The sequence below is a fragment of the Streptomyces sp. NBC_00038 genome (genome assembly GCF_026343635.1).
Classification (GTDB): domain Bacteria; phylum Actinomycetota; class Actinomycetes; order Streptomycetales; family Streptomycetaceae; genus Streptomyces.
In genome coordinates this window covers 7,312,572-7,333,801 of sequence record NZ_JAPELQ010000001.1, presented here as the reverse complement: position 1 = coordinate 7,333,801, position 21,230 = coordinate 7,312,572, and the positions used below count along the sequence as shown (strand labels likewise).

Below are 21,230 nucleotides of genomic sequence, written 5' to 3'. Positions count from 1 at the left end.
ACTGCCCCGATGAGGCGTACGACCCCGCCGCGCCCCCTCGACGCGGAGGCACTCTTTCCCGGCCTGGACGCCCACCGGCGTACGACCACACGTCTGCACCCGCGCCCCGGGAAGCCCTCCGTCGCGGACAGCTCGGTCGGTGGGCCGCTGCTGTGGCCCACCGACGAACCCTGGCCGGTGTGCACGGAGCCGCACCGGCGGAGCAGCGGGGAGCGGCCCGCGGACATCAGACGTCGGCGACACATCCTGGCGGAGGCATGGGCACGTACCTCGCCCCCCGGGCCGACCGACGAGGAGCGCGAGATCCTCGGCTCGCTCCGCCGCGGCCGCCACGCGCCGTGGCTGGCGGACACCGACCCGATCCCGATGATCGGCCTGACCCAGCTGTACCGCCGCGACGTACCCGACCTCACCGCGGGACCCGCCGACCGCGACCTCTTCCAGGTGTTCTGGTGCCCCTTCGACCGGCACGGCCCCACTGGTCACGGCATGTCGCTGGAGGTCCGCTGGCGTGATTCCAGCACCGTCACACACGTGTTGGACCCACAGCCCGAGCCGGAAGTCGTCGGGTCGGACGTCTATGTACCCGCGCCATGTGTCCTGCATCCGGAACAGGTGGTGGAGCACCAGTACTCCGATCTGCTCCCGGAGCCGCTGCGGGACGCGATCGACGAGTGGGACACGGAGGACTTCGTCTACCAGACCGATCTGTCGATCGCCCCTGGGTGGAAGGTCGGCGGATACGCCTCGTGGCACGTCACCGATCCGGCTCGGATGGACTGCGGCGAGTGCCGGCAGCCGATGGAGATGCTGCTCGCCATCGCCAGTTACGAGTGGGACGGGCGCGAATCCAGCTGGACACCGCTGGAGGATCTCCACCTCGTCGGTACGGATGGCATCAAGACGCCGACGGAGGTTGCCGTAGGCCGCTGGGGCACCGGCTATCTCTTCGTGTGCCCCTCCGACCCCGCCCACCCCCATCGCATCAGCGTCCAATAGGCGGCAGCAACGGCTTCCGTTCCACCGGGGACGACAGGACGATCGACGTCGTCGTGCGCCCCAGCGCAGAGGTCTGCTCCAGGACGTCCTCCAGGTGGATGGTGTCCTCGACCACGACCTTGAGGATCCAGCAGTCCTCGCCGACGACGTGGTGGACCTCGACGACCTCCGGGCGGGCGAGGAGTTCGAGCGTCCTGGGGTGCTTCAGGTTGTACCCGCCGTGCGGGTTGACGCGGATGAAGGCCTGGATGCCGTACCCGAGGCGGGGCGGCGAGACATGGGCGCCGTAGCCGGTGACGGCGCCCGTCGACTCCAGGCGCCGGACGCGTTCGGCGACGGCCGCCGGGCTCAGCCGGACGCGGCGGCCCAGCTCACTGAGCTTGATCCGGCCGTCGCTCTGCAGCAGCTCCAGGATCTGCCGGTCCAGCGCGTCGAAGGCCGCCGACGTTTCGTTGGCGGCGGCGCGCAGCTGCCGTGGTTCCTTCGGTGCCGCGGCCGGAACTCCCATGACTCCCCCTTCAGACCTCACCGTCACCTCGGGAGAATTATGACCACAGGAGCTCAGGGATTGTTTTGCGGGGAGGCACGGGCGTGCGCGAGGTATGCGTCATCGGCGGAAGTCGGTATTTCGGAAAGCGTGTGATTGCCCGGCTGATTGCCGCCGGAGACCGGGTCACCGTCATCAACCGCGGTTCGTCACCGCCGCCCCCAGGGGCAATTCACCTCGTCGCCGACCGCAATGACGAGAAGTCCCTGGAAAGCGCACTGGGTTCACGGGCATTCGATGTCGTCATCGACCAGGTCTGCTACACGCCCGGGCAGGCCGAGATCGCACGACGCGTGTTCGCGGGCCGCACGCGGCGGTACGTCATGACGTCCACCGTCGAGGTGTACGAGTACGAAGACTCGGCGGCCCTCGTACCCGAGGATGCCGTGGACCCTCGTACGATCGCCGTCGACCTCGAACTCCACTGGGACGACCCGGAGTTCCTCGACTCGCACTATGGCGAGGGCAAGCGGCAGGCCGAGGCGGTCTTCGCGGCCGGCGGCCCCGGGTTTCCGTACGTGGCCGTGCGCGTCGCCCATGTCCTGGGCGGAGACGACGACTTCACGGGCCGCCTCGACCACTACGCCGACCGCATCCGCACCGGCGAACCGATCGCCGTACCCGCCGCGAACCATCCCGCCACCTACATTCACGTAGAGGAGATCGCGGACTTTCTCGCCTGGACGGCGGGCGCCGAATTCACAGGGCCGGTGAACGCCGCTTCCCACGGGGTGCTCACCACCGAGGAGTTGTGCGCGGCGGTGGCCGTCCACCTACCGGAGGGCAGGACGGTCTTCCGGAGTGTCGAGGCCGGGGATGTCTCACCGTTCTCGTTCACCCGCTCGTACGGGATGGACAACTCCCGTGCGACGAAGCTCGGTTTCGCGTTCGGCGAGGCAAGGAATTGGCTGCCGGGGGCCGTTGCGGAGACCCTCCGGAAGGACACCGGCAACCAGGCCCTCCGAAAGGACAACTGACATGCGTCACCGCTCCCTCGGCGACCTCCGCGTCGGCGCGATCGGCCTCGGCGCGATGCCACTGTCCATCGAAGGCCGCCCGGACGAGGCGCGCGCCGTCGCCACCGTGCACGCCGCCCTCGACGCGGGCGTCACGCTGCTGGACACGGCGGACTCCTACCACCTGCCCGGCGAGGAGCCCGGCCACAACGAACGGCTCGTCGCCCGCGCCCTGGCGACGTACGGCGGCGACACGGCCGACGTCCTGGTGACCACGAAGGGCGGACGCGGCAGACCGGCCGACGGCAGCTGGACGGTGACGGGTTCTCCGCGCCACCTGAAGTCGGCCGCGGAAGCATCGCTGAAGCGGCTCGGCGTGGAGGCGATCGGCCTCTACCAACTCCACAAGCCCGACCCGGCCATCCCCTTCGAGGACTCGCTCGGCGCCCTGCGCGACCTCCTCGACGAGGGCAAGATCCGCCTCGCCGGAATCTCCAACACGACCGTCCCCCAGATCCACCAGGCCCACGCCATCCTCGGCGACCGCCTGGCCTCGGTCCAGAACCAGTACTCCCCCGCCGTCCGAGACAGCACCCCCGAACTCCGCCTCTGCACCGACCTCGGCATCGCCTTCCTCCCCTGGAGCCCCCTGGGCGGCATCTCCCGCAGCTCCCTGGACGGCCCATCGAAGGCACGTCCCGACAACCGCTTCAGCGCCTTCCACGATCTGGCCCGTACTCACGGGACCAGCCCCCAACAAGTCTGCCTCGCCTGGCTGCTGGCCACCTCACCCACCGTGATCCCGATCCCCGGCGCCAGCCGCCCGGAGACGATCCGGGACTCCGCCGCGGCGGCGGACCTGACCCTGACACCGGCCGACGTAGCGAGGCTCGACGCGTCGGCGGGACGCTAACCGTTCTCTCACCTCGCGAGCCGGGCGCGCACCGTCTTCCCCACGTCCGTACGGAGGAACCAGCCGACCCGCTCGGCGAGTTGGACCACAACGAGGAGTCCCCCCAGCCTGGACGACGTTCCTCACCCACATCCGCACCCCGACAACCTGACCCCACCCCCAGGACATGAGCAATTGGCAGATCCGTCCCAGCCCAGACAGCCATGAGCAGGCGTTTCCAGGGGCGTTGGTGGGACAGATCTGCCAATCCGCGCAGCGCGGGCTTCAGCTCGTGGTTGTCTTCTCCAGCTTGGCGATCTGCGCCGTGACGACCTCGTCCGGGACCGTGACCGTCTTCGGGTCCGTCATGTCGACCGTGAAGAACACCGCGAGGGTCGATCCGGACCGTACGACGGTGTACGCGGTCGGGGTGTCCGCACCGAGCATCCCGCCGCTCAGCCGGAAGGCCACCGCTTCGTCCCCGACATCCGGGGTGTCCAGGGACTTCACCGCGGACGCCTTCAGGTCCTCGGTCACCTCGAAGCCGTCCGGGCACCCCTCGACGGAGGATGCGAGGTCGGCGATGCCCTGCTTTGCTTCGGCTTCCTGGTAGGAGGCGAGCAGCACGCTCGTACCCGTACCCGCCGTGTCGCCGGACGTGCCAGACATGGACCGGCCGACACGGGCCTCGGGATCGACGCTCAGCGAGAAGAACATCATCATCGACACGGCCGCACACACGTCGTCGTCAGCGTCGATGGGAGGTGCCTCGGTGTCCGTGCTCGCAACCGCCGTGATGTTGTAGCCCTCCAGGTCACCTTGCTCCAACTGAGCCTTGGTGAGTTGCGCTTCGGTCAACGGCTCGCTGCCCGCGCCCGCCACCGCCGAGACCGCAGCCGAAGGAGAAGCCGACTCCGCCACCGCAGACCCCTCCGCGCCGGCCCCCAACTCCGCGGCTCCCTCACTCGAACCGCACCCCGCCATGAGCGCCAGCATCACCGATGCCACCGCCGCACGCCCCCACACATTCCGGACCACGCGCCCCACCCCTTCTTCTTGCTCTCATGCCTGCACACGCCACCAGGTGCCCTCCAACGGACGCCCGGCCCACTCGACCTCGCCTGCTTGCCGGCCCCTAGCCGAGCCGCCCCGCAAACGCGGCCGCATCCCCGTGCCACTTCTTGTGCACCCACAGCCGCTCCCCGGCCAACTCGGTCTGCGCCCATGTACCCGACAGGGCCCCGATCCCCGTCCCAAGAGGCAGCCGCGCAAGCACCCGAGTCGGCTGCACACCCCCGAACCGCCCGTACTCCAGCACCACAACCCCCTGGTCGGTCCCAAGCACCACCCGCCGCGTCGTCAGCGCCATGGCAACCGCCACCCCGACCAGCGCGCCGACAGCACCCCCGAGCGCCCCAAGCCCGCTCTCCGCCCCGGCCGCGACAACCACAACCCGGACCCCGACCAGCCCCGCCAGGAAAAACCCGACCTGCGCCCACGGATTGATCCCACCCTGCGCCAGCAAAACCCGCTCGACACGCTCACCGGGCTCCAAGAAACCCTGCGAACGTTCACTAACCCTGGCCATTACCTTCGGCGTCACAGAATTCCATCCAATCGATCAAATGCACGTCAGAAAAATTGAATGAAAACAGTTCGATCATGAGTCGCACAACCGGCAAAAGGTCGCGAATCGATAACCAAGAACGGCACACAGAGAATTACCGGCCACGAACCAGCCCGATACCCCAAAATCACGACGCGAGCACGATCTCGCGACCCCCTAATGAATTGATGCGGTCGCCCTCAGAAGAGAGCTGCGAGCAATTCGCCATCGCGGTGATCACGTTAGGTGCGAGGTCGGCCGTTGCGGCACACGCTCACCCCTGAAGTGACATGATCACCAATCACGCACCATTCGAACGATTTTTCTCTGCCGCCAGTTTCCGACCAAACTCGACACGAGAGTTCAACAGCTCCGCCCACATATTCCCCTCAATTACGGGATAGTGCGCCTCCTGGGCGCCAGGCGCCGTTTCAATCAGATGCAGCAATGACCAAGAGAGGCCGAAACAATCATCGGGGCCGAAGACTGTAACCAGCGCCTGAGCTTCCTCATCCGAGACAGGGCGAGTCACCCGTTCAAGCAATCGCTCAGTCTCCACGATTTCATCCTCGGTCGCCTCCTCCGACGGGAAAGGACCGGCTACGAGCAGATCATTAACTTCATCACGAATTGACACCCGACCCCCTAAATCTTCCCGATACCTCGATAGTAGGACATCATTTCCAGAATCCCCTTGTTGTAGTAACTGGGATCATTGTACTGCTGCTGACCTATTCGTCGCATATCCCAAATATCCATTGCAAGTACGGTCCGGAAGGGTAGGGCTGCATCACGTCGCTTAGTCCCTCCACCTCGACCACCGAACGTGCGGGTGAGCTTGTGATCTGCCTCTTTCATCACGACCGCACCGCCATCATTTCTCGGCAGATGACCGAGCGCATTCTGAGGCATGTGATGGGCTGTGAGATCGTCACCCGGCGGTCCGGGGTCCAGATCACCGAACCGCCCTCCCTGGTTTTCTGCGACCGCTTTACATGTGTTGTGTACAAGTAGCGCGGTCTCTGTTCCAGGCGCCTTCACATAGTAGGTGTGGAGATCCGCGACCGTCAGGTTGTACGTACGAACGTGGTCGGTGTACGCGCGGTTGTCAGAGACGGTGGCCTTGTCACCGTTGGCGGTGGCCAGGGTCATACCGGGGGTGAGGTCGGCGGCTCCGAGCCAGGCGTTTTCCGACTCGACCCAGAAGGGGTGTTCCGCGGTGGCGGTGATCTTCTCGGTGCCGTCGGGGGTGGTGATGGTGAGCTCGTTGAGCTCCTTGTCACCCTCGGTGGTGATGAGGGAGGTGACTTCCTCGGAGGTGGATTCGCCGGTCTCCGGGTCGGTGGACAGGACCTCGTCACCAAGTTCGACGTCCTCGATCGGCTTGGTGGTGCCGTCGGCAAGGAGAACCAAGGTGCCGGCGAGGAAGCAGTTCGCGGGCTTGTTGCCGAAGACCTTCTTGGCGGTCGCGACCGCTTTCTGGCCGAGGCCCGTCTTGGCGAGGGCCTTGATGCCCGCGCCCCCGGCGGCTCCGAGGCCTCCTCCGACCGCGCCGATGGCGGCACCTGTGCCGCCTGCCATGAGATAGCCGCCAACGCTGTGGTCGCCGTTCTCGTCCAGGGCGTTGCCGACCAGGCCTCCCGCGAAGCCGGCGACGGCTCCGCAGCCTGCGGCCAGGGCGAGGCCGGCTCCGCCGGTTGCAGCGCCTGCGGCACCGGCCGCGCCATAGCAAGCGGCGCCGACCGCGACCTCGACCGTGAACGTGATGATCTCGGTGGTGTGGTCGGACAGCCAGTTGGTGGCCGTGCACCACAGGTTGCACTCGGGGGCGGGCTTGGTGACCGTGACGGTCTTGGTGACCGTGACAGTGACGGTCTGGGAGACGGAGCTGGAATCGGATCCCGAGTCCTCTCCGTCACCAACGCTCCCGCCGGTCCCGCAGGGGTCCTTGAGAACGTAGTAACAGGTACCGCCCCCACCTTGCGCAGGCACCGCCATCAGACCACTCGGGTCCGAATGCGAAACAGGACTGTTGTTGCTGTACGCGTACCCGTTCATCGACAGCGGGTCGGCGATGTCCAGGAGGGGGTCGGCTGAGATGAAGCGCCCGGTCTCCGGGTCGTACTCGCGGGCGCCGAGGTGGATGAGGCCGGTGGTGTTCTCGTCGGTGCCGCCGATGTAGGCGCGGTGCAGGGCCCAGGCGTTGTCCGTGGAGCGCTCCACACCGAACGGATCGGTCTTGGTCCGCTTGACCTGCTGTCCGGAGGCCAGGGCGATGGTGAACAGGGTGGTGCCCTGGTGGTCGGGGATCAGCGCCAGGAGCGTGGTGGTGGCGGAGCCGCGGGAGGAGTGCCGCAGGACTGTCGGCGCACCGGCCTGGGAGTAGGACCGCTGGGAGTAGGCGACGGCGCCGTTCGCGTCCGTGGACAGTTCCTGGCCATCCAGGTAGAGGGTGTGGCTGCCGGCCGTTGTGGTGATCAGGCGGTTGCCGGCGGCGTCGTAGAGGTAGGCGGCGTCGTCGCCGAGGGTCCAGACCTGGGGGTTGGTGGCGTTGCAGGTGTAGAGCTGGAGGTCCTTGCCGGTGGTGTAGTCGCCGCTGGGGACGTCGAGACACTTGCCGGAGGCGACGTGCTTGAGGGTGTTGGTGCTGGTCGCCGTCCACTGCTGGTTGGCCGCGCCGGAACAGTCGGCGATGACGATCGCAGTGTTGTTGGCGGTGGCACCGCCCAAGGGCATCACGCAGTGGCCGAGGACCTTGAGCGCGCCGGTCGACGGGTCGGTGGCGGAGTCGGTCGCGTCGATGCGCAGGCGCTGCGGCTTGGTGCCGTTGCAGGTGTACAGCTGCAGGGCGGTGCCGGCGGTGGTGGAGCCGGACGACAGGTCCAGGCACTTGCCCGACGAGTTGACCGCCTGCCCCTCGCCCTCCGCGCCGAAGCCGGAGACCGTCTCGACCTTGCCGTCCCAGGTCCAGGTCAGCGACTGGGTGTCGCCCCCGTACATGCGGGTCTTCGCGTTGCCCGAGGCGTCGTAGCCGAGCGTGGCGACCGAGTCCACCGTCGAGGAGTCGGACGTGATCGTGGTCAGGGTGTGCGGCTGCTTGAGGACACCCGAGCCGGACGGGTCGATGCCGTACTCGTACTCCGTGCTGACGTCGAGGGTGGAGTCGGCGACCGTCGAGCCGCCGACGAGTTCCACGGAGTGGTCGACGAGGGTCTTGCGGTTGCCGATCGCGTCATAGGAGTACGTCTGCCAGTAACCGTCGCCGTCCACGGTGGCCGTGACACCGTTCGGCGTACCGGCCGAAGTCACCGCGCAGGTCGTCGAGTTCGACGTCCAGGCCTGCGTCAGCTGCCCGAGCACGTCGTACGTGAAGCACTGCCGGTCCGTCTTCACCGTCGTGGCGTCGTCGTCGGCCGTCGTCGGCACGGTGTCGGTCAGGATGGTGATGTTGCCGGCCGCGTCGTAGGTGTACGTGCGGTCGTTGACTCGGTGCGCGTCGGCGGTCTCCCGGTCGGTGACCGTCCGGGCGAGCTGTCCGGTGCTCTCGTTGTAGACGTTGGTCGTCCACACCCGGTAGGGCTGTTCGCCGGTTACCGCGCGCAGCACCTCGCCGTAAGGCGAGTAGTCGACCTCAGCGGTGTACCAGTCCTCACCCGAGGTGGAGGCGGTGAGCCCGTCACCGTCGTAACGAGTGACGACCTCCTCCGCCGCGAGCCCGCCCGCCTTCGGGACACTCGTGGAGGCGAGCTTGCCGGTCGCGGTGTACGTGTAGCCGTAGGTGTAGGTGCCGGCCAGGCCCTTGGTGGCGTCCGCTTCCGGAATCACCACCGACTTCCCGGTCGGCCGGTATTCCTCGTCGTAGCCGGTGACGGCTGTCGTGTACTCCTCGTCGTCGGTGAAGCGGGTCGACGTGGCCGGCTGGCCGAGGCCGCCGGCGAGGGTGTCGTACGTGAAGGCCGTCAGGACCTTGCCGGCTGAACTGTCCAGCCGCTGCCCGGTGGTGCGGCCGAGCGCGTCGTACCCGGTCCACACCGTGGTGCCGCCCGCGTCCTTCGAAGTCAGCGGCCGGTCCAGGTCGTCGTACGTGGTGATCGTCGTCCCGGTGTCGGGGTCGACCGCCTTGACCTGACGGCCGCGCGCGTCGTACCCCCACTCCCAGGTGTTGCCGTCGGCGTCCGTCGCGGAGACCTGGTTGCCGCGGGTGTCGTAGGTGTAGTGGGTGGAGGTGTAGACCGTCTTCAGGGAATCCGTGTAGTGGTCGACGCGGATGGCGCGGCCGAGTTGGTCGGTGTAGGTGCGGGTGGAGGCTGCGCCGGTGGGGGCGGTCACCTTGGTGTAGTCGTAGCCGTACGAGTACGTCGTCCGCTTGGCGGTCTTGGCGCTGCCCGCCTCGTACGGGGTGACGGTCAGGGGGCGGTCCATGCCGTCGTAGGTTGTGACCGTCGAGGACCGGAAGACGAAGTCGCTGACCGGTTCGAAGAGTCGGCCGGATGGTTCGCCCCCGGCGAGGTAGGCGCCGTCGACGCGGCGGACCGTGCCGCTCGAGTTGTAGTGGGTGTCGGTGATCAGACGGCCGCCGCCGGCTGCCTCGGACTGGGTCTGGCGGACACGGCCGAGGCCGTCGTAGAGGGTGACGGAGTCCTCGTACGTGCCGTTGTCGCGCAGCGTGTAGCCGGTGACGGCGGTGGGCCTGCCGGCCGTGACGTCGTAGGCGTACTTCACCGACGGGGCGTCGGTGTCCGGGTCCTGGGAGGCCGTCCACATGGCGGTCGCCCGGCCGAGCGCGTCGTAGGCGTAGGTGGTGGTGTTGCCGTTGGCGTCGGTGGCGGTCAGGGCGGTGCCGCGGCCCGGGTCGACGGTCGTGGTGGAGGTGTAGTCGAGGGCGTTGGTCGCGGTGGTGGAGTAGACCTGTCCGGTGGACGGTGAGTACGTCGTGGTCGCCTCGTTGTCCCCGGCGTCCGTCACCGTGGCGATCCGGCCGTAGGAGTCGTACGTCGTGGTGGCGGTGCGGGTCCAGCCGTCGCCGGCGCCGTTGATCGTCCACGACTTCGTCGCGAGGCCGTAGGTGGGTGCGGTGCCGTACTCGGCGCCGTCGTAGGCGGTGCGGGTTCCGGAGACCACGTCGGCGGCGGTGGCTGTGGCGGCTGCCGAGCAGCGCCCCGCAGTGGTCTTGACCTGCTTGACCAGGCCGATGAGGTGCTTGCTGGTGTTGTGCAGGTACTCGGTGACCGTGCAGGTCTCGTCTCCGGTGACACCGGTGTCGCCCTGGGAGTCGACCTGGGTGGGGAGGCCGTAGGTGTCGTACGTGGTGGCGACGCTGACCAGAGCGGAGGTCCGGGTGTCGTCACCCGTGGCCGAGATCCGGTTGTAGGTGTCGGTGCGAGCGGTCTGCACTCGGTACGCCATCAGGTCTGGGATGCCGTTGCCGCGGAGCCGGTCCGCCAGCTCGACCGCGGTCGGGACGGTCACCGTCCGGGTGGGACCCATGTACGGATCGGCGGAGCTGTTGAAGGTGATGGTCTCGGCGACCGCCCCCTGGAAGGCGGGATGGTCATCAGCGATCTTCACCCCGTACCGGTCGTTGACCGAGACGTTCCGCACGCCCTCGCTCCCCGGCAGTGGATCTCCGTCCATGCCCCGGAAGTACCGGGTAGCGGTCTTGGACTGGACGGTGCCCTCGGCCGAGTCCGTCTCACCGTGCGTCGTGTACACCAGTCCGTAGCCGCGCCACTGGTCGTACGTCCGCGTCTTCTTCCTGGAGAACTCGGTCTGGTTCAGGGCCCAGGCCGCGCCCCCGTCGTACGTGTAACCGGTGACGACGTCGGGAACACCGTCCACCCGGGGCTTCTCGGTGATGGAGGTGACGACGAACTTGTTGAACCAGTCGATGGTCTCCTCGGCCGGGTCCGGGGACCAGTAGACCGGGTAGCACAGCCCGGTGTTGTCCTCGGGCTCGGGGAAACCGGACCCGGTCGAGCACGCGCCCGTCGGCGTCGAGTACTTGACGTCTATTTCGCCGCCGTACTCGGTGACGACGCGTCGGATACGCAGGCGGTCGAAGGCGGGGCGGTCGTCGTCCGTGCCCTCCACCACCCGGTTGGGCATGGGGTCGTTGTTGTGCGAGAACTCCACGGACGCCATGGGCTCGGCGGCGCCGTCCGGTCCGTCCGCGTCGGGGCCGAAGCCGGTACGGGTTACCGACTCCAGCCACAGCGGGGGCGACGTTTCGGTAAGGGTCTTGGGGAAGGACTGCGCCAGGGTGTAGGCGTCGACCTTGTACAGGGAGGTGTCGCCCTGAGCCCGCTGGGCCTTCGTGGTGACGGAGTAGAGCCGCAGGTTGGAGAAGAAGGTCGGCGAGCCGACGTAGCAACTCTCGTCCGCGGTGGGGCAGTACAGGTCCGAGGGGGTGTCGTACCAGTACTGGTTGAGGCCGGGGTCTCCGGACTCCAGGGCCGTGTCGGTGCAGACGACTCCGTCGCCGGAGAAGCAGCGCTGCCGGGTGGTGAAGTCGATCTCGGCGACCGGCTCGGCGGTGTAGAACGTGGAGATGCGCTGGCCGTACTCGATCCGGTCGAGGGTGCTGCCACGGTGGTAGTAGGTGGGCTCGGTGAAGTCGCTGTTCTTCGCGTAGTAGTTGCCCTGGCGGTCCCACCACAGGGACATGGTGTTGTTCTGGGCGTCGACGACGAGGTCGAGGTTCCAGCGCCAGGCCTGCTTGCAGAACGAGTCCTTGAAGGCCGCCTGGTAGCAGGGCTCGCCGTCGTGGTTGCCGGCGACCGGGACGGTGAGGACGGAGTCGGTGGTCTCGTTGCCCGAGACCCAGTCGTCCGTCTTGTTCCGGCCGAAGTAGTACTTCGTTCCGTCACGAGCGGTGATACGCCAGTACTCGCCCTCGTTGTCCCCGTTGCCGAGGCCGGTGTTGGTGAGCAGGTCGACGTCGGAGCCGTCACCGTTGGCGGTCGTCCACAGCCCGGTGTCCTTGTCCTTGACCAGCTCGGTGGTACTCCCCCCGAGGCTCAGCACCGCGTTGTCGGAACCCCAGCACAGGTCGCCGGTGTCGATGCCGTCGTTGTTGGCGGCGCCTTCGGTGTCGTCGGCGCAGGAGCGGTAAGTGGTCTCGATGGAACCGGGGTTGTAGTCCCAGCCGTCGCCGACCCAGGAGGCCTGGTTGTTGGAGACGGCCGTACGTCCGTCCACGACCTGCGAGTTGTACTGGAAGGCGACCGTCGGGGTCGGACCGGCCGGGACGGTCGGCGAGGTCACCGAGTAGGTGTACGTGAAGGCGCCCGAGGAACCGCCGGCCGACCAGCTTCCGGCGCTGGCGAGCGGAGTGGCGGTGAAGTCGCCCTTGGCACCGGACCCGGAGTCGATGGACGCGACGACGGCTGAGCCGGAGGACGAGGACGCCTCGGGGAGCAGGGTCTTCAGGGCGCCGCCGTCGGAGGCTCTCTCGCGATAGAGAGCGTCGCTCACCGTTCCGTCGCCCGTGGAGGACGCCGTGGACGCCGTCGCGGTGGCGGACAGGCCGGTGACGTCGAGGGTGGCGGTCGCCCGGCCGGTGCTGTCGTCGTTCTCGGTGGTCAGGTAGGTGGCGTCCGAGCAACCGTCGGTGCCGGGGGTGGTGAGGAAGCACTCCGGCAGTTGGACGAGCCGCATCCGGTCGGCCCAGTCCGCGCTGTAGAGCTGTTCGAACTCGCTGTAGTCCAGGGCGATGTCGACCTCGCCGGTGGCACCGGCGGGCGGGGTGACGGTGAGCAGCACGCCCTTGATCTCAGCGGTGTCCGTCTCGGCGGCGGAGGCGAGCTCGACGCCCCAGTCGCCGGCGAGCGCGGCGGCCTCGGCGGTGGTCGCGTCCTCGGGGGCGCCGACCAGGACCGGCAGGTCACCGGCCTGGACGAAGGTGCCCGCGGTGGGCGAGGCGAGGTCGGCGGCGGCCCCACCCCCGACCGGCGCCTCGGTGTTGGCCGGTTCGTACTCTTTCGGCTCGACGGTTCCTTCGCCGGTCAACTCCGCCAGGACACCGGTCTCGGCGTCCTCAGCGCTCGACTCGGTCTGCAGGTCTATGAGTTCGACGTCGGTGCGGTCGTCCCCCGGGGGCACTGCGACGGCCTGGGCCGGAAGGAGCGCCACGAGCAGTCCGATCGCGACGGCATACCCGATGCGCGTACGGGTGCGGGCCAGTCGCCTGCGGTGGGCCTCGGTACGGTCGAGGCGCCCTCTCCCGTTCCAGGAGAGACTCCGGGGCTCCCGAAGTCTTTCCTGGAGCCTCCGGAAAAAGGCAGCACGACGCACGGAACATCCCCCCGATAAGACGGACCACAGAAGAGTTCGGCCCGCAAATAAGCTCGTTGATCGTGAGCGGAACTTTGAGTGGGAGTCGACTGGATGTCAACTCAAGTTCTCCACAAGTGCGGTTGATCACAGTGCGAGTCGGAGAATCTCGCACCAGCGATCGGCAATCCGTCACGACCTTCCCCAAGAAGACTTTATTCAACTGGAACGAGACATTAAGGACGGCAGGTTCCGAGGGAATATCAAATCCGTTATTTCCAGGGGGAGTTGAGGTGATCGCGCCTGTGACCTGGCCAATCAACCTCGACTTCGAGTGCCCGAAGCATCCACCCAGCCGCCACCGGGAGAACCCGCCACTGCACCTCCTGGCAGACGCGCAGGTGGCGCGCAGACCAACAATGAGTCATGATCTGCCCGCACATCGCCTTCACATCTGCCGCGAGGAGCGGAGTCGCGGTCGAGATTTCCCTCGCCATCGGCGCACCGTCAACTCACTGGTATTTCACAGGATTCTCATAGCGCTGTTCGGCGCGCGTTCATTTTCTGGATTTCCCGTCCCCGGGAAATCCAACGGGAGGGGAGAGCGCCCTATGGGCATTCGACAGCGGATACCACGCGGCAGAAACGCCGTCGCCCTCGCCGCTGCCGCCCTGGCGGCAGCGGTGGGACTGGGCGCGCTGCCCTTCCTAGACACCGGCTCCACCACCCCCGAAGCCAACAAGACGGACGCGTCGACCACCGCACCGCTCGACGAGGACACCGCCCAGGACAAGGCCCGGAGCACCAAGAAGCGCGTGGAGGTCACCGCCCTGCGCACCGCCACGACCACCACATACGCCCTGCCTGACGGCCAGTTCGAGTACCAGGCGCACACGGCCGCGATCCGCGCGAAGGCGGACGGCGAGTGGCAGGACATCGACACCACCCTGACTCGGACCCGCGACGGCGACTGGGTACCGAAGGCCACCAACAGCCCGGCGGTGTTCTCGGGCGGCGGCGCCGACACAGGGACCCGCGCGGCACGGGACACCCACCGGGCGATGCTCACCAGTTACACCGGGGACGCCACCGCGACCGACGCCGAAGCCGACGAGTCCGCCGTGACCGGCAGTGAGCTGGTGTCCTTCACCAGCGAGGGCCATACCCTGACCCTCACCTGGCCCGGCAGCATCCCCGAGCCGGTGGTCCAGGACGACCGCGCCTTGTACCGCGACATCCTCGACGGCGTGGACCTCCTCCTCACCGCGCGCGACACCGGCTTCTCCCACGTCCTGATCGTCAAGACCCGGGCGGCTGCCGCGAGTACGGCCCTGAAGGAACTGACGTACGGCCTGACCTCACCCGACCTGACCTTCACCATCGACCCGACGACCGACGCGGTGACCGCAAAGGACGCCGACGGCACGGAGATCGCGGTCTCCCCCACCCCGTACATGTGGGACTCGGCCGGCGAGCCCGACGCCACGACGGGCGAGGATCCCGAACCCTCGGCCCCCGTCGACGAGATCCCGTCTCCCTCGTACTCGGAGGAAGAGGAAGCGGAGGTGAGCGAGGAGACCGACGCCCCCTCCGACAGCGACGACACCAGCGCGCCGACCGTCGCCCCGAGCTCCGATCCGACCACATCCTCCGAGGAACCGTCCTCCGCCGGCACGACGGACGACACCGAGACCCCGGACGCCGACACCCCGGACCCAGACACCACCGCCGACGCGGCCGCCTACATCACCGGCACGGGCACGGGCACGGGCACCGGCACCACAGCCCTCCAGGCCGCCTACCGCACCGCGACCGACGCCGAGTCGGCAGCCCTCACCGCCGACGAGATCTTCGCCCTCGACGGCCTCGCGGGACCCGGCATCGGCGGCACGACCGCGGTCGCCGACGCCTCCCTGAGCGGCAACGGCGATAGCGACGGCAGCGGCAGTGACCACGAGGCCACCCTCACCGTCACCCCGGACTCCGACTTTCTCGCCTCCGAGGACACCGAGCTGCCCCTCTTCATCGACCCTCCCTTCGTCGGCCACAAAGAGGCCTGGACCACGGCGTACACCCGCTACCCCGGGTCGAGTTTCTGGAACGGCACCAACTTCAACGACGGCACCAGCGAGGCGCGCGTCGGCTACGAGTCGACGACGTACGGCAAGTCGCGCTCGTTCTTCCGCCTCGACTGGAGCCCGGCCCTGAAGGGCGCGCACATCACTTCCGCCTCCATCACCGCCCTGGAGACGTACTCCTGGTCCTGCACCGGACGAACCGTCCAGCTGTGGCATACCGGCGGCATCTCCTCCAAGACGACCTGGAACAACCAGCCGGACTGGAAGACCCAGATCGACTCCAAGGACGTGGCCCACGGCTACAGCAGCTCCTGCCCCGACGAGTACCTGAAGTTCGACGCCAAGTCCCTTGCCCAGGACGCGGCCGACGGCGGCTGGGAGAAGATCACCATCGGTCTGAAGGCGGCCGCCGACGGCGAGGACGACGCGGGCGCCTGGAAGAAGTTCAAGGCCACCGGTGACCACTCGCCGTACCTCAAGGCGTACTACAACCGGAGGCCGACCACCCCCAGTTCGCTCACCATGACCCCGGGCCCGGACTGCGACCGCACCTCCCCCTACGCCCACGTCGGCAAGTCCGACCTGGTCTTCGCCGCCACCTCCTCCGACAAGGACGGCAACCTGGCCTCCCTCGACTTCGAGTTGTGGCACATTGGCGACTTCGACGACAAGATCCTCGACAAGAACGTCAGCACCGACGCCGCCGGCCACGCCTCCACCACCGTCGCCTCCTCCAAGTTCACCAACGGCTACATCTACTCCTGGCGAGTACGCGCCCTCGACGACCAAGGCGAGGGCGCCGCATCGTCCTACGCGCCCACCGCCGACCCTCAGGCCTGCCGCTTCGTCTACGACAGTGCCGCCCCGAACTCCCCAGAAGTCTCCTCCACCGACTTCCCCGCGGCGAACGACAGCGGCAGCGTCTGGTCGAAGGTGAAGTTCGGCACCTCCGGCTCCTTCACCTTCGCGCCTGACACCGACACCGACGTCACCAAGTTCGAGTACTCCTTCAACTCCACCGCTTACTCGGGCAGCAAGACCGTCACCGCCGGCGCCTCCGCGACCGTCGTGCTCAAGCCCCCTGTGGCCGGCCCGAACGTCCTGTACGTGCGTGCCGTCGACTCCGCCGGAAACGTCTCGGAGGGCACCAAGCACCTCTTCTACGTCACCCCCCGGGACACCGCCGACGCCGTCGGTGACACCACCGGAGACGGCGTGCCCGACCTGCTCGTGATCGACGAGAGCGGCGACCTACGCCTGTACCCGTCCAGTTCCACCGGCGACCTTCACGTCGGTCTGGAAGCCGCGCACCGTGACGGCACCGCGCTGACCGGCAACGGCGAGAGCGGTTACTGGAAGTCGTCCACCGACAACTCCCCCGCCCTGATAGCCCACGGCGGCGACCTGCTCCCCGGCGACGGCGTCACCGACCTGATCGCCCGCATGCCGGACGGCAACCTGTACGCCTACCGGGGCGACGGCTACGGAAGCGTGGACGTCTCGCAGCGCATGTCGATCCGCCTGCCCTCCGGATCTCCCGACCCCGGCACCTTCACCCAGGTGATCCTCGGTGATTACAACCTGGACAGTCGCCCCGACCTGTTCGCCACCACCGACGGCGGCGGCCTGTGGGCGTTCAGCGGATACACGGGGGCCTCGTTCTCGACCGCCACCCAGATCGCCGCAAGCTCCTGGGCCGTACGTGACCTGGTGAGCATCGGCGATCACAACAGTGACGGCGAACCAGACCTGCTCTGGCGCTCCGGCTCGTCCGGAAACCTGTACGTTCGCTACGGCATCGCGGACAGCGGCGGCGGATCCACCATCGCGTCGCTCTCAAGCGCCGCGGGTTCCCTCACCGGCATAGACACGACGTATGCCACCGGCTGGACGGAGGACGCGAAGCCGATGCCGCGTTTCTACGGCACCCCGGATGTCACGGGCGACGGCATCCCCGACATCTGGGCCCTCGACAGCGACGGCACCGTCGACGTGTACCCAGGCGGCAGCGCCGCGATCGGAACGGCCACCCAGGTCATCAGCGCGAGCACCACCTGGGCCACCAGGCTGGCCCTCGGCTGATCCCCAGAAGCTCCGGCTTGCCTCGCGCGAGGCCGGAGTTCATCCCCGTCGGGGAGGCGGAGACGCACGTCACATTCGCCCATGTCACAACCTGCCGAGCTGACCCGTCACAGAGGTGTAAGCGCAGACAACGGCAGGGAGTGCACCATGGAAGCTCGGTTGAACCTCTTCACCAACCCGGTCGCAGCCAAGTTCGGGAAGCACATCGTCGCTGCGGGCAGGGTGCTCGCGGACTCGACTGTGCCGGTCTCGACGCAGGAGCTGGTGAGGCTCCGCGCCAGTCAGATCAATGGGTGCGGCTTCTGCACCGACATGCACACCAAGGACGCCGCGCACGCCGGGGAGACATCGACGCGCCTCAACCTGGTCGCGGCCTGGCGCGAGGCCACGGTGTTCACCGATGCCGAGCGTGCCGCCCTGGAGCTCGCGGAGCAGGGCACCCGCATCGCCGACGCGGCCGGCGGTGTCACGGACGAGGCATGGGCGAACGCCGCCAAGCACTACGACGAGGACCAGCTCGCCGCCCTGATGTGCAGCATCGCCCTCATCAACGCCTTCAACCGGATGAACGTCATCGTCCAGCAGCCCGCCGGCGACTACCAGCCCGGCCAGTTCGGATAACGAGAAGCAGCCGACCGGCCGGAGCCCTCTTGCGGGCTCCGGCCGTTGCTGTCCCCCGGTCCGGCTACCTGTCTTCCTGTGCCGACAGGAACTCCTCGGCTCCGTCGGCTCCGGAGTCCCGTACCCCCAGCAACCTCCGCGTCAGCCGGTCCCGGTCGGAGAGCAGTTCGTCGACGGCCGCGCGCAGATCGTCGGGCTCGGTGTGCTCCGACTCCCGCTCCGCGGCGATCAGTACGGCCCGTCGTACGAGCTCCTTGGTGAAGGAGGCCGTCGTGCCGTCCGTGCGGGCGACGATCTCGTCGGTGAGGTCCTTGCCGAGGCCGAGGGAGGAGCCGTACAGGGTGAGGAGGCGGGCGCGGCCCTCGGCGTCCGGGACGGGGATCTCGACGGCGAGGTCGACGCGGCCGGGGCGCTGGACGAGCGCCGGTTCCAGCAGATCGGCCCGGTTGGTGGTGAGCAGGAAGGCGACGTCCGCGTCGTCGCCGAGGCCGTCCATCTCGTTCAACACCTGGAAGAGGAGGGGCTGTTCACCGCCCCCGTGGTCGCGGGCCTCGGCGATCAGGTCGCAGTCCTCCAGGACGACGAGCGCGGGCTGGAGCATACGGGCGAGCGCGCACGCCGGGCCGATGGCGTTGATGCTCGTGCCGGCGAGGACGACAACCGTGAACTCCGGAAGGTGGGAGAGGAGATAGCGGATCGTGTGGGTCTTGCCGGTGCCGGGCGGACCGTACAGGAGAAGGCCGCGACGCAGGTGCTGCCCTGCGGCGAGGAGCCGTTCGCGACGCCGAGCCACCCCCACCACCTGCCGCTCGACGCGCTCCAGCAGCCCGGCCGGCAGCACGATCTCCTCGCGGCTGAGCCCGGGGCGGCGGTGGAAGCGGAACGGCCCGAGACCGTGGCCGAAGTCGGAGCCCTCGAAGGAGAGGACCTGCCCGCGGAAGATGTTGTGCTCACGTACGAGTGCCTCGATCTCGGCGAGCAGGCGGTCCGCGAACTCCTTCTCCTGGGCGAGGACTTCGATCTCGACCTTGTTGCGCCCGTACTGGTCGGCCGGGCCGCGCAGCAGCACCGCGAACCGCTCGTCGCCCTCCACACCGAGGTAGAACCCGAAGGAGACACAGGGGAGTTCCTCGTCGGGGGAGACCGGCAGATGCGCGTAGTCGACCGCGCCGATCACGAACCGGTTGTAGCGGTCGGCCGATTCGAGGATCTCGCCCAGCGTCAGGTCCCCGTGATGGGAGGAACCGCGCATGCCGATCAGCTCGTAGGAACGCCCGTCCGCCGCGAACCAGCGCTCCAGCGCCAGATGCACGTTGGGCAGGTCGTACGGGGCGTACGCCGCCTTGACCACCGGCTGGTCCCCGGGCGCCGACCCCAGATGCGCCCGCATCCGCTCGGCGAGGTTGCGACCCTCATCGGCCCGCCGCTTCGGCCGCGCGACCGCCTCGAGAAACTCCTGAAACAGCTCGGCCACCCGATCGAGCGGCAGCGCCTGCCCCGCCCCCTCCGCAGCAACCCGGGCCTTGTACTCCGAACCGCTGATGATCTCGGTCTCACCCATGCCGCCTCCACGCGATCCGGGCCACTGAGGCCCCCAGCGTGGGCCCGAACACATGGGCCAGTCAAAGGATTTGGGCGGGATGTCCCCGAAGAGATGTACGGGCGATTCCGGGTGCGCGGGCCTCGGCGCCCTGGAGACGATCCGGGCGTCGCGGAGGGTTCCCGTGCTCCGCGTGCCCGGAGTGGCGGGCCCGGTGACCGGACCCGCCACTCCGCTCCCCCGCGGCGCCTCCCCCGGACGCCGGTCGGCCCGCGAACGCGGGCATGTTCAACTGCCGGCCGGAACCGCCCCGTCGACCCAAGGCAACGCCGCCTCCGTACGCCCCGTCAGCAGAAGCAGCAGCGCGGAGACCGGGCCGCTGATCTCCGCGCCCTCGCCCCGGGTCCACTCGATGTCCGTGGCGACGAGCCGGGCGTGCGGGAGGGGCCAGGGGCGGGGTGGGAAGCGCATCGTCCATACGCGGTCGGCCGCGTCGCGGGCGGCGTCGAGGGGCATGGTTCGTTCGCGGCCTACGGCGAGGGCGATGTCCTGGCCGTGGACGAGGATGTCGAGGAGCGGTTCGCGGCGGGTGGTGCCGGGGGCGAGGCGGCGGGAACCGACGGTCGAGCGGAGGTCGGCCAGGATGTCCGCGGGGGGCCGGTCGGCGGCGCGGACCGCGGTGTCGTGGATCATCCGGTCGGCGTTGCCGCGGGCGCGGGCGAACTCCCGTAGGGCCGTCCCGTACGAGATGCGCGGGGCGAGCGCGAGATGCGCGGCGACGTCCCGTACGCGCCAGCCGTCGCACTGAGTCGGCAGCTCCCACTCTTCGGGGCTCAGACTCTCCAGGAGGTCGGCCAGGCCGGCTCGCTCGCGGTCGATCGCCTGCCAGCGCTCTTCGGTGCCGAGGACGGTCCCTAGGACTGCACCCATGGGGATCACCACCTACTCAAAGTGGTAAGCTTCTCTGACCAAATTAGTCAGAGACTCTGACCATTGTCAAGGAACCCGGGAGTGGCGATCATGGTGGCCGAGAGCGAGCTCAACACGGGGCTGCTCCTGTTCATCCCGTACCGGGCTCTGGAGAACCGTGTCTTCGCCGCGCTCGCCGAGGCGGGCTTCGACGACTTCACGCCCGCCCAGGCCCGGGTCATGCAGCGCATCGGCCCGAACGGCACGCGGCTGACCGAGCTCGCCGAGCAGGCCCAGGTCACCAAGCAGACGGCGGGTTTCCTGGTCGATCAGCTGGAGCGGGCGGGGTACGTGAAGCGGGTGCCGGACCCGACCGACAGGCGGGCCCGGCTGGTGTGCGTCGCCGAGCGCGGCCTCGCGGCGATCCCCGTCGCCGAGGGGACGGTCGCCGAGGTCGAGAAGGAGTGGGAGGCCCACCTCGGCAAGCGCCGTATGTCCCAGCTGCGGCAGGCGCTGTCGATGCTGCGGGAGATCACCGACCCCTACGCGTGAGCCGCACGAGCCACGTGAGCCGCACGAGGCGTGCGAGGCGTGCGAGCCGTTTCCAAGCCGCCGACCTCTCCGCCGCACCCGCCCTACCCACCTCACTCGCCTCACAGGAACCACACGCAGCCCTCGCCAGACCAATTGGTGGAGCCCTTGTGGAGGGAGCAAGGGCTTTCCCCCCGG

The 21,230-nt window shown here is 68.4% G+C and carries 13 protein-coding genes; 6 read left to right on the top strand and 7 right to left on the bottom strand.

From position 1 onward, the window contains the following. The first annotated feature begins 9 nt into the window (after nucleotides 1–9). The gene (locus OG219_RS33340) at nucleotides 10–999 is read left to right on the top strand and encodes a hypothetical protein (protein WP_266836320.1); all 990 of its coding nucleotides are present in this window, start codon (nucleotides 10–12) and stop codon (nucleotides 997–999) included. Here the strand turns inward: OG219_RS33340 and OG219_RS33335 are convergent. Beyond that, nucleotides 986–1,507 (bottom strand): Lrp/AsnC family transcriptional regulator, encoded by a 522-nt coding sequence (locus OG219_RS33335; RefSeq protein ID WP_266832813.1) that lies wholly within the window; start codon nucleotides 1,505–1,507, stop codon nucleotides 986–988. The two genes, OG219_RS33340 and OG219_RS33335, sit on opposite strands and share 14 nt — an antisense overlap. A gap of 83 nt (nucleotides 1,508–1,590) precedes the next feature. Between OG219_RS33335 and OG219_RS33330 the strand changes: the two genes are divergently transcribed. Together OG219_RS33330 and OG219_RS33325 are read left to right on the top strand one after the other, a co-directional pair. Then, nucleotides 1,591–2,523, top strand: a complete 933-nt coding sequence (locus tag OG219_RS33330; RefSeq protein WP_266832811.1) for an NAD-dependent epimerase/dehydratase family protein — start codon at nucleotides 1,591–1,593, stop codon at nucleotides 2,521–2,523. Between the two features lies 1 nt (nucleotide 2,524). Then, on the top strand, nucleotides 2,525–3,415 hold the full coding sequence (locus OG219_RS33325; RefSeq protein ID WP_266832809.1) for an aldo/keto reductase: 891 nt from the start codon (nucleotides 2,525–2,527) through the stop codon (nucleotides 3,413–3,415). 264 nt (nucleotides 3,416–3,679) lie between these two features. Here the strand turns inward: OG219_RS33325 and OG219_RS33320 are convergent, their stop codons facing one another. The 4 genes from OG219_RS33320 to OG219_RS33305 form a co-directional block, all read right to left on the bottom strand. After that, nucleotides 3,680–4,432, bottom strand: a complete 753-nt coding sequence (locus tag OG219_RS33320) for a hypothetical protein (protein WP_266832807.1) — start codon at nucleotides 4,430–4,432, stop codon at nucleotides 3,680–3,682. A 97-nt stretch (nucleotides 4,433–4,529) separates the two neighbouring features. Continuing rightward, nucleotides 4,530–4,763, bottom strand: a complete 234-nt coding sequence (locus OG219_RS33315) for a hypothetical protein (protein ID WP_266832805.1) — start codon at nucleotides 4,761–4,763, stop codon at nucleotides 4,530–4,532. A 538-nt stretch (nucleotides 4,764–5,301) separates the two neighbouring features. Then, nucleotides 5,302–5,637: a hypothetical protein gene (locus OG219_RS33310; RefSeq protein ID WP_266832803.1), complete on the bottom strand. Its 336-nt coding sequence runs from the start codon at nucleotides 5,635–5,637 to the stop codon at nucleotides 5,302–5,304. A gap of 8 nt (nucleotides 5,638–5,645) precedes the next feature. Next, nucleotides 5,646–13,130 (bottom strand): ricin-type beta-trefoil lectin domain protein, encoded by a 7,485-nt coding sequence (locus tag OG219_RS33305; RefSeq protein ID WP_266832801.1) that lies wholly within the window; start codon nucleotides 13,128–13,130, stop codon nucleotides 5,646–5,648. Between the two features lie 752 nt (nucleotides 13,131–13,882). On the opposite strand from OG219_RS33305, the gene OG219_RS33300 reads away from it, so the two are divergent. Both OG219_RS33300 and OG219_RS33295 read left to right on the top strand, forming a co-directional pair. After that, entirely contained in the window at nucleotides 13,883–17,431 is a 3,549-nt protein-coding gene (locus OG219_RS33300) for an FG-GAP-like repeat-containing protein (RefSeq protein ID WP_266832799.1), read from the top strand. A 147-nt stretch (nucleotides 17,432–17,578) separates the two neighbouring features. Then, complete coding sequence (locus OG219_RS33295) at nucleotides 17,579–18,052, top strand: carboxymuconolactone decarboxylase family protein (RefSeq protein ID WP_266832797.1); 474 nt, start codon at nucleotides 17,579–17,581, stop codon at nucleotides 18,050–18,052. 64 nt (nucleotides 18,053–18,116) lie between these two features. Here OG219_RS33295 and OG219_RS33290 read toward each other — a convergent pair whose 3' ends face one another. Continuing rightward, a complete protein-coding gene (locus OG219_RS33290; RefSeq protein ID WP_266832795.1) occupies nucleotides 18,117–19,613 on the bottom strand; it encodes an ATP-binding protein in 1,497 nt (498 codons plus the stop codon). Nucleotides 19,614–19,880: 267 nt separating this feature from the next. Then, complete coding sequence (locus OG219_RS33285) at nucleotides 19,881–20,522, bottom strand: maleylpyruvate isomerase family mycothiol-dependent enzyme (protein WP_266832793.1); 642 nt, start codon at nucleotides 20,520–20,522, stop codon at nucleotides 19,881–19,883. Between the two features lie 90 nt (nucleotides 20,523–20,612). Here OG219_RS33285 and OG219_RS33280 point away from each other — a divergent pair, with 90 nt between their 5' ends. Continuing rightward, entirely contained in the window at nucleotides 20,613–21,053 is a 441-nt protein-coding gene (locus OG219_RS33280) for a MarR family winged helix-turn-helix transcriptional regulator (RefSeq protein WP_266454092.1), read from the top strand. Nucleotides 21,054–21,230 lie beyond the last annotated feature (177 nt).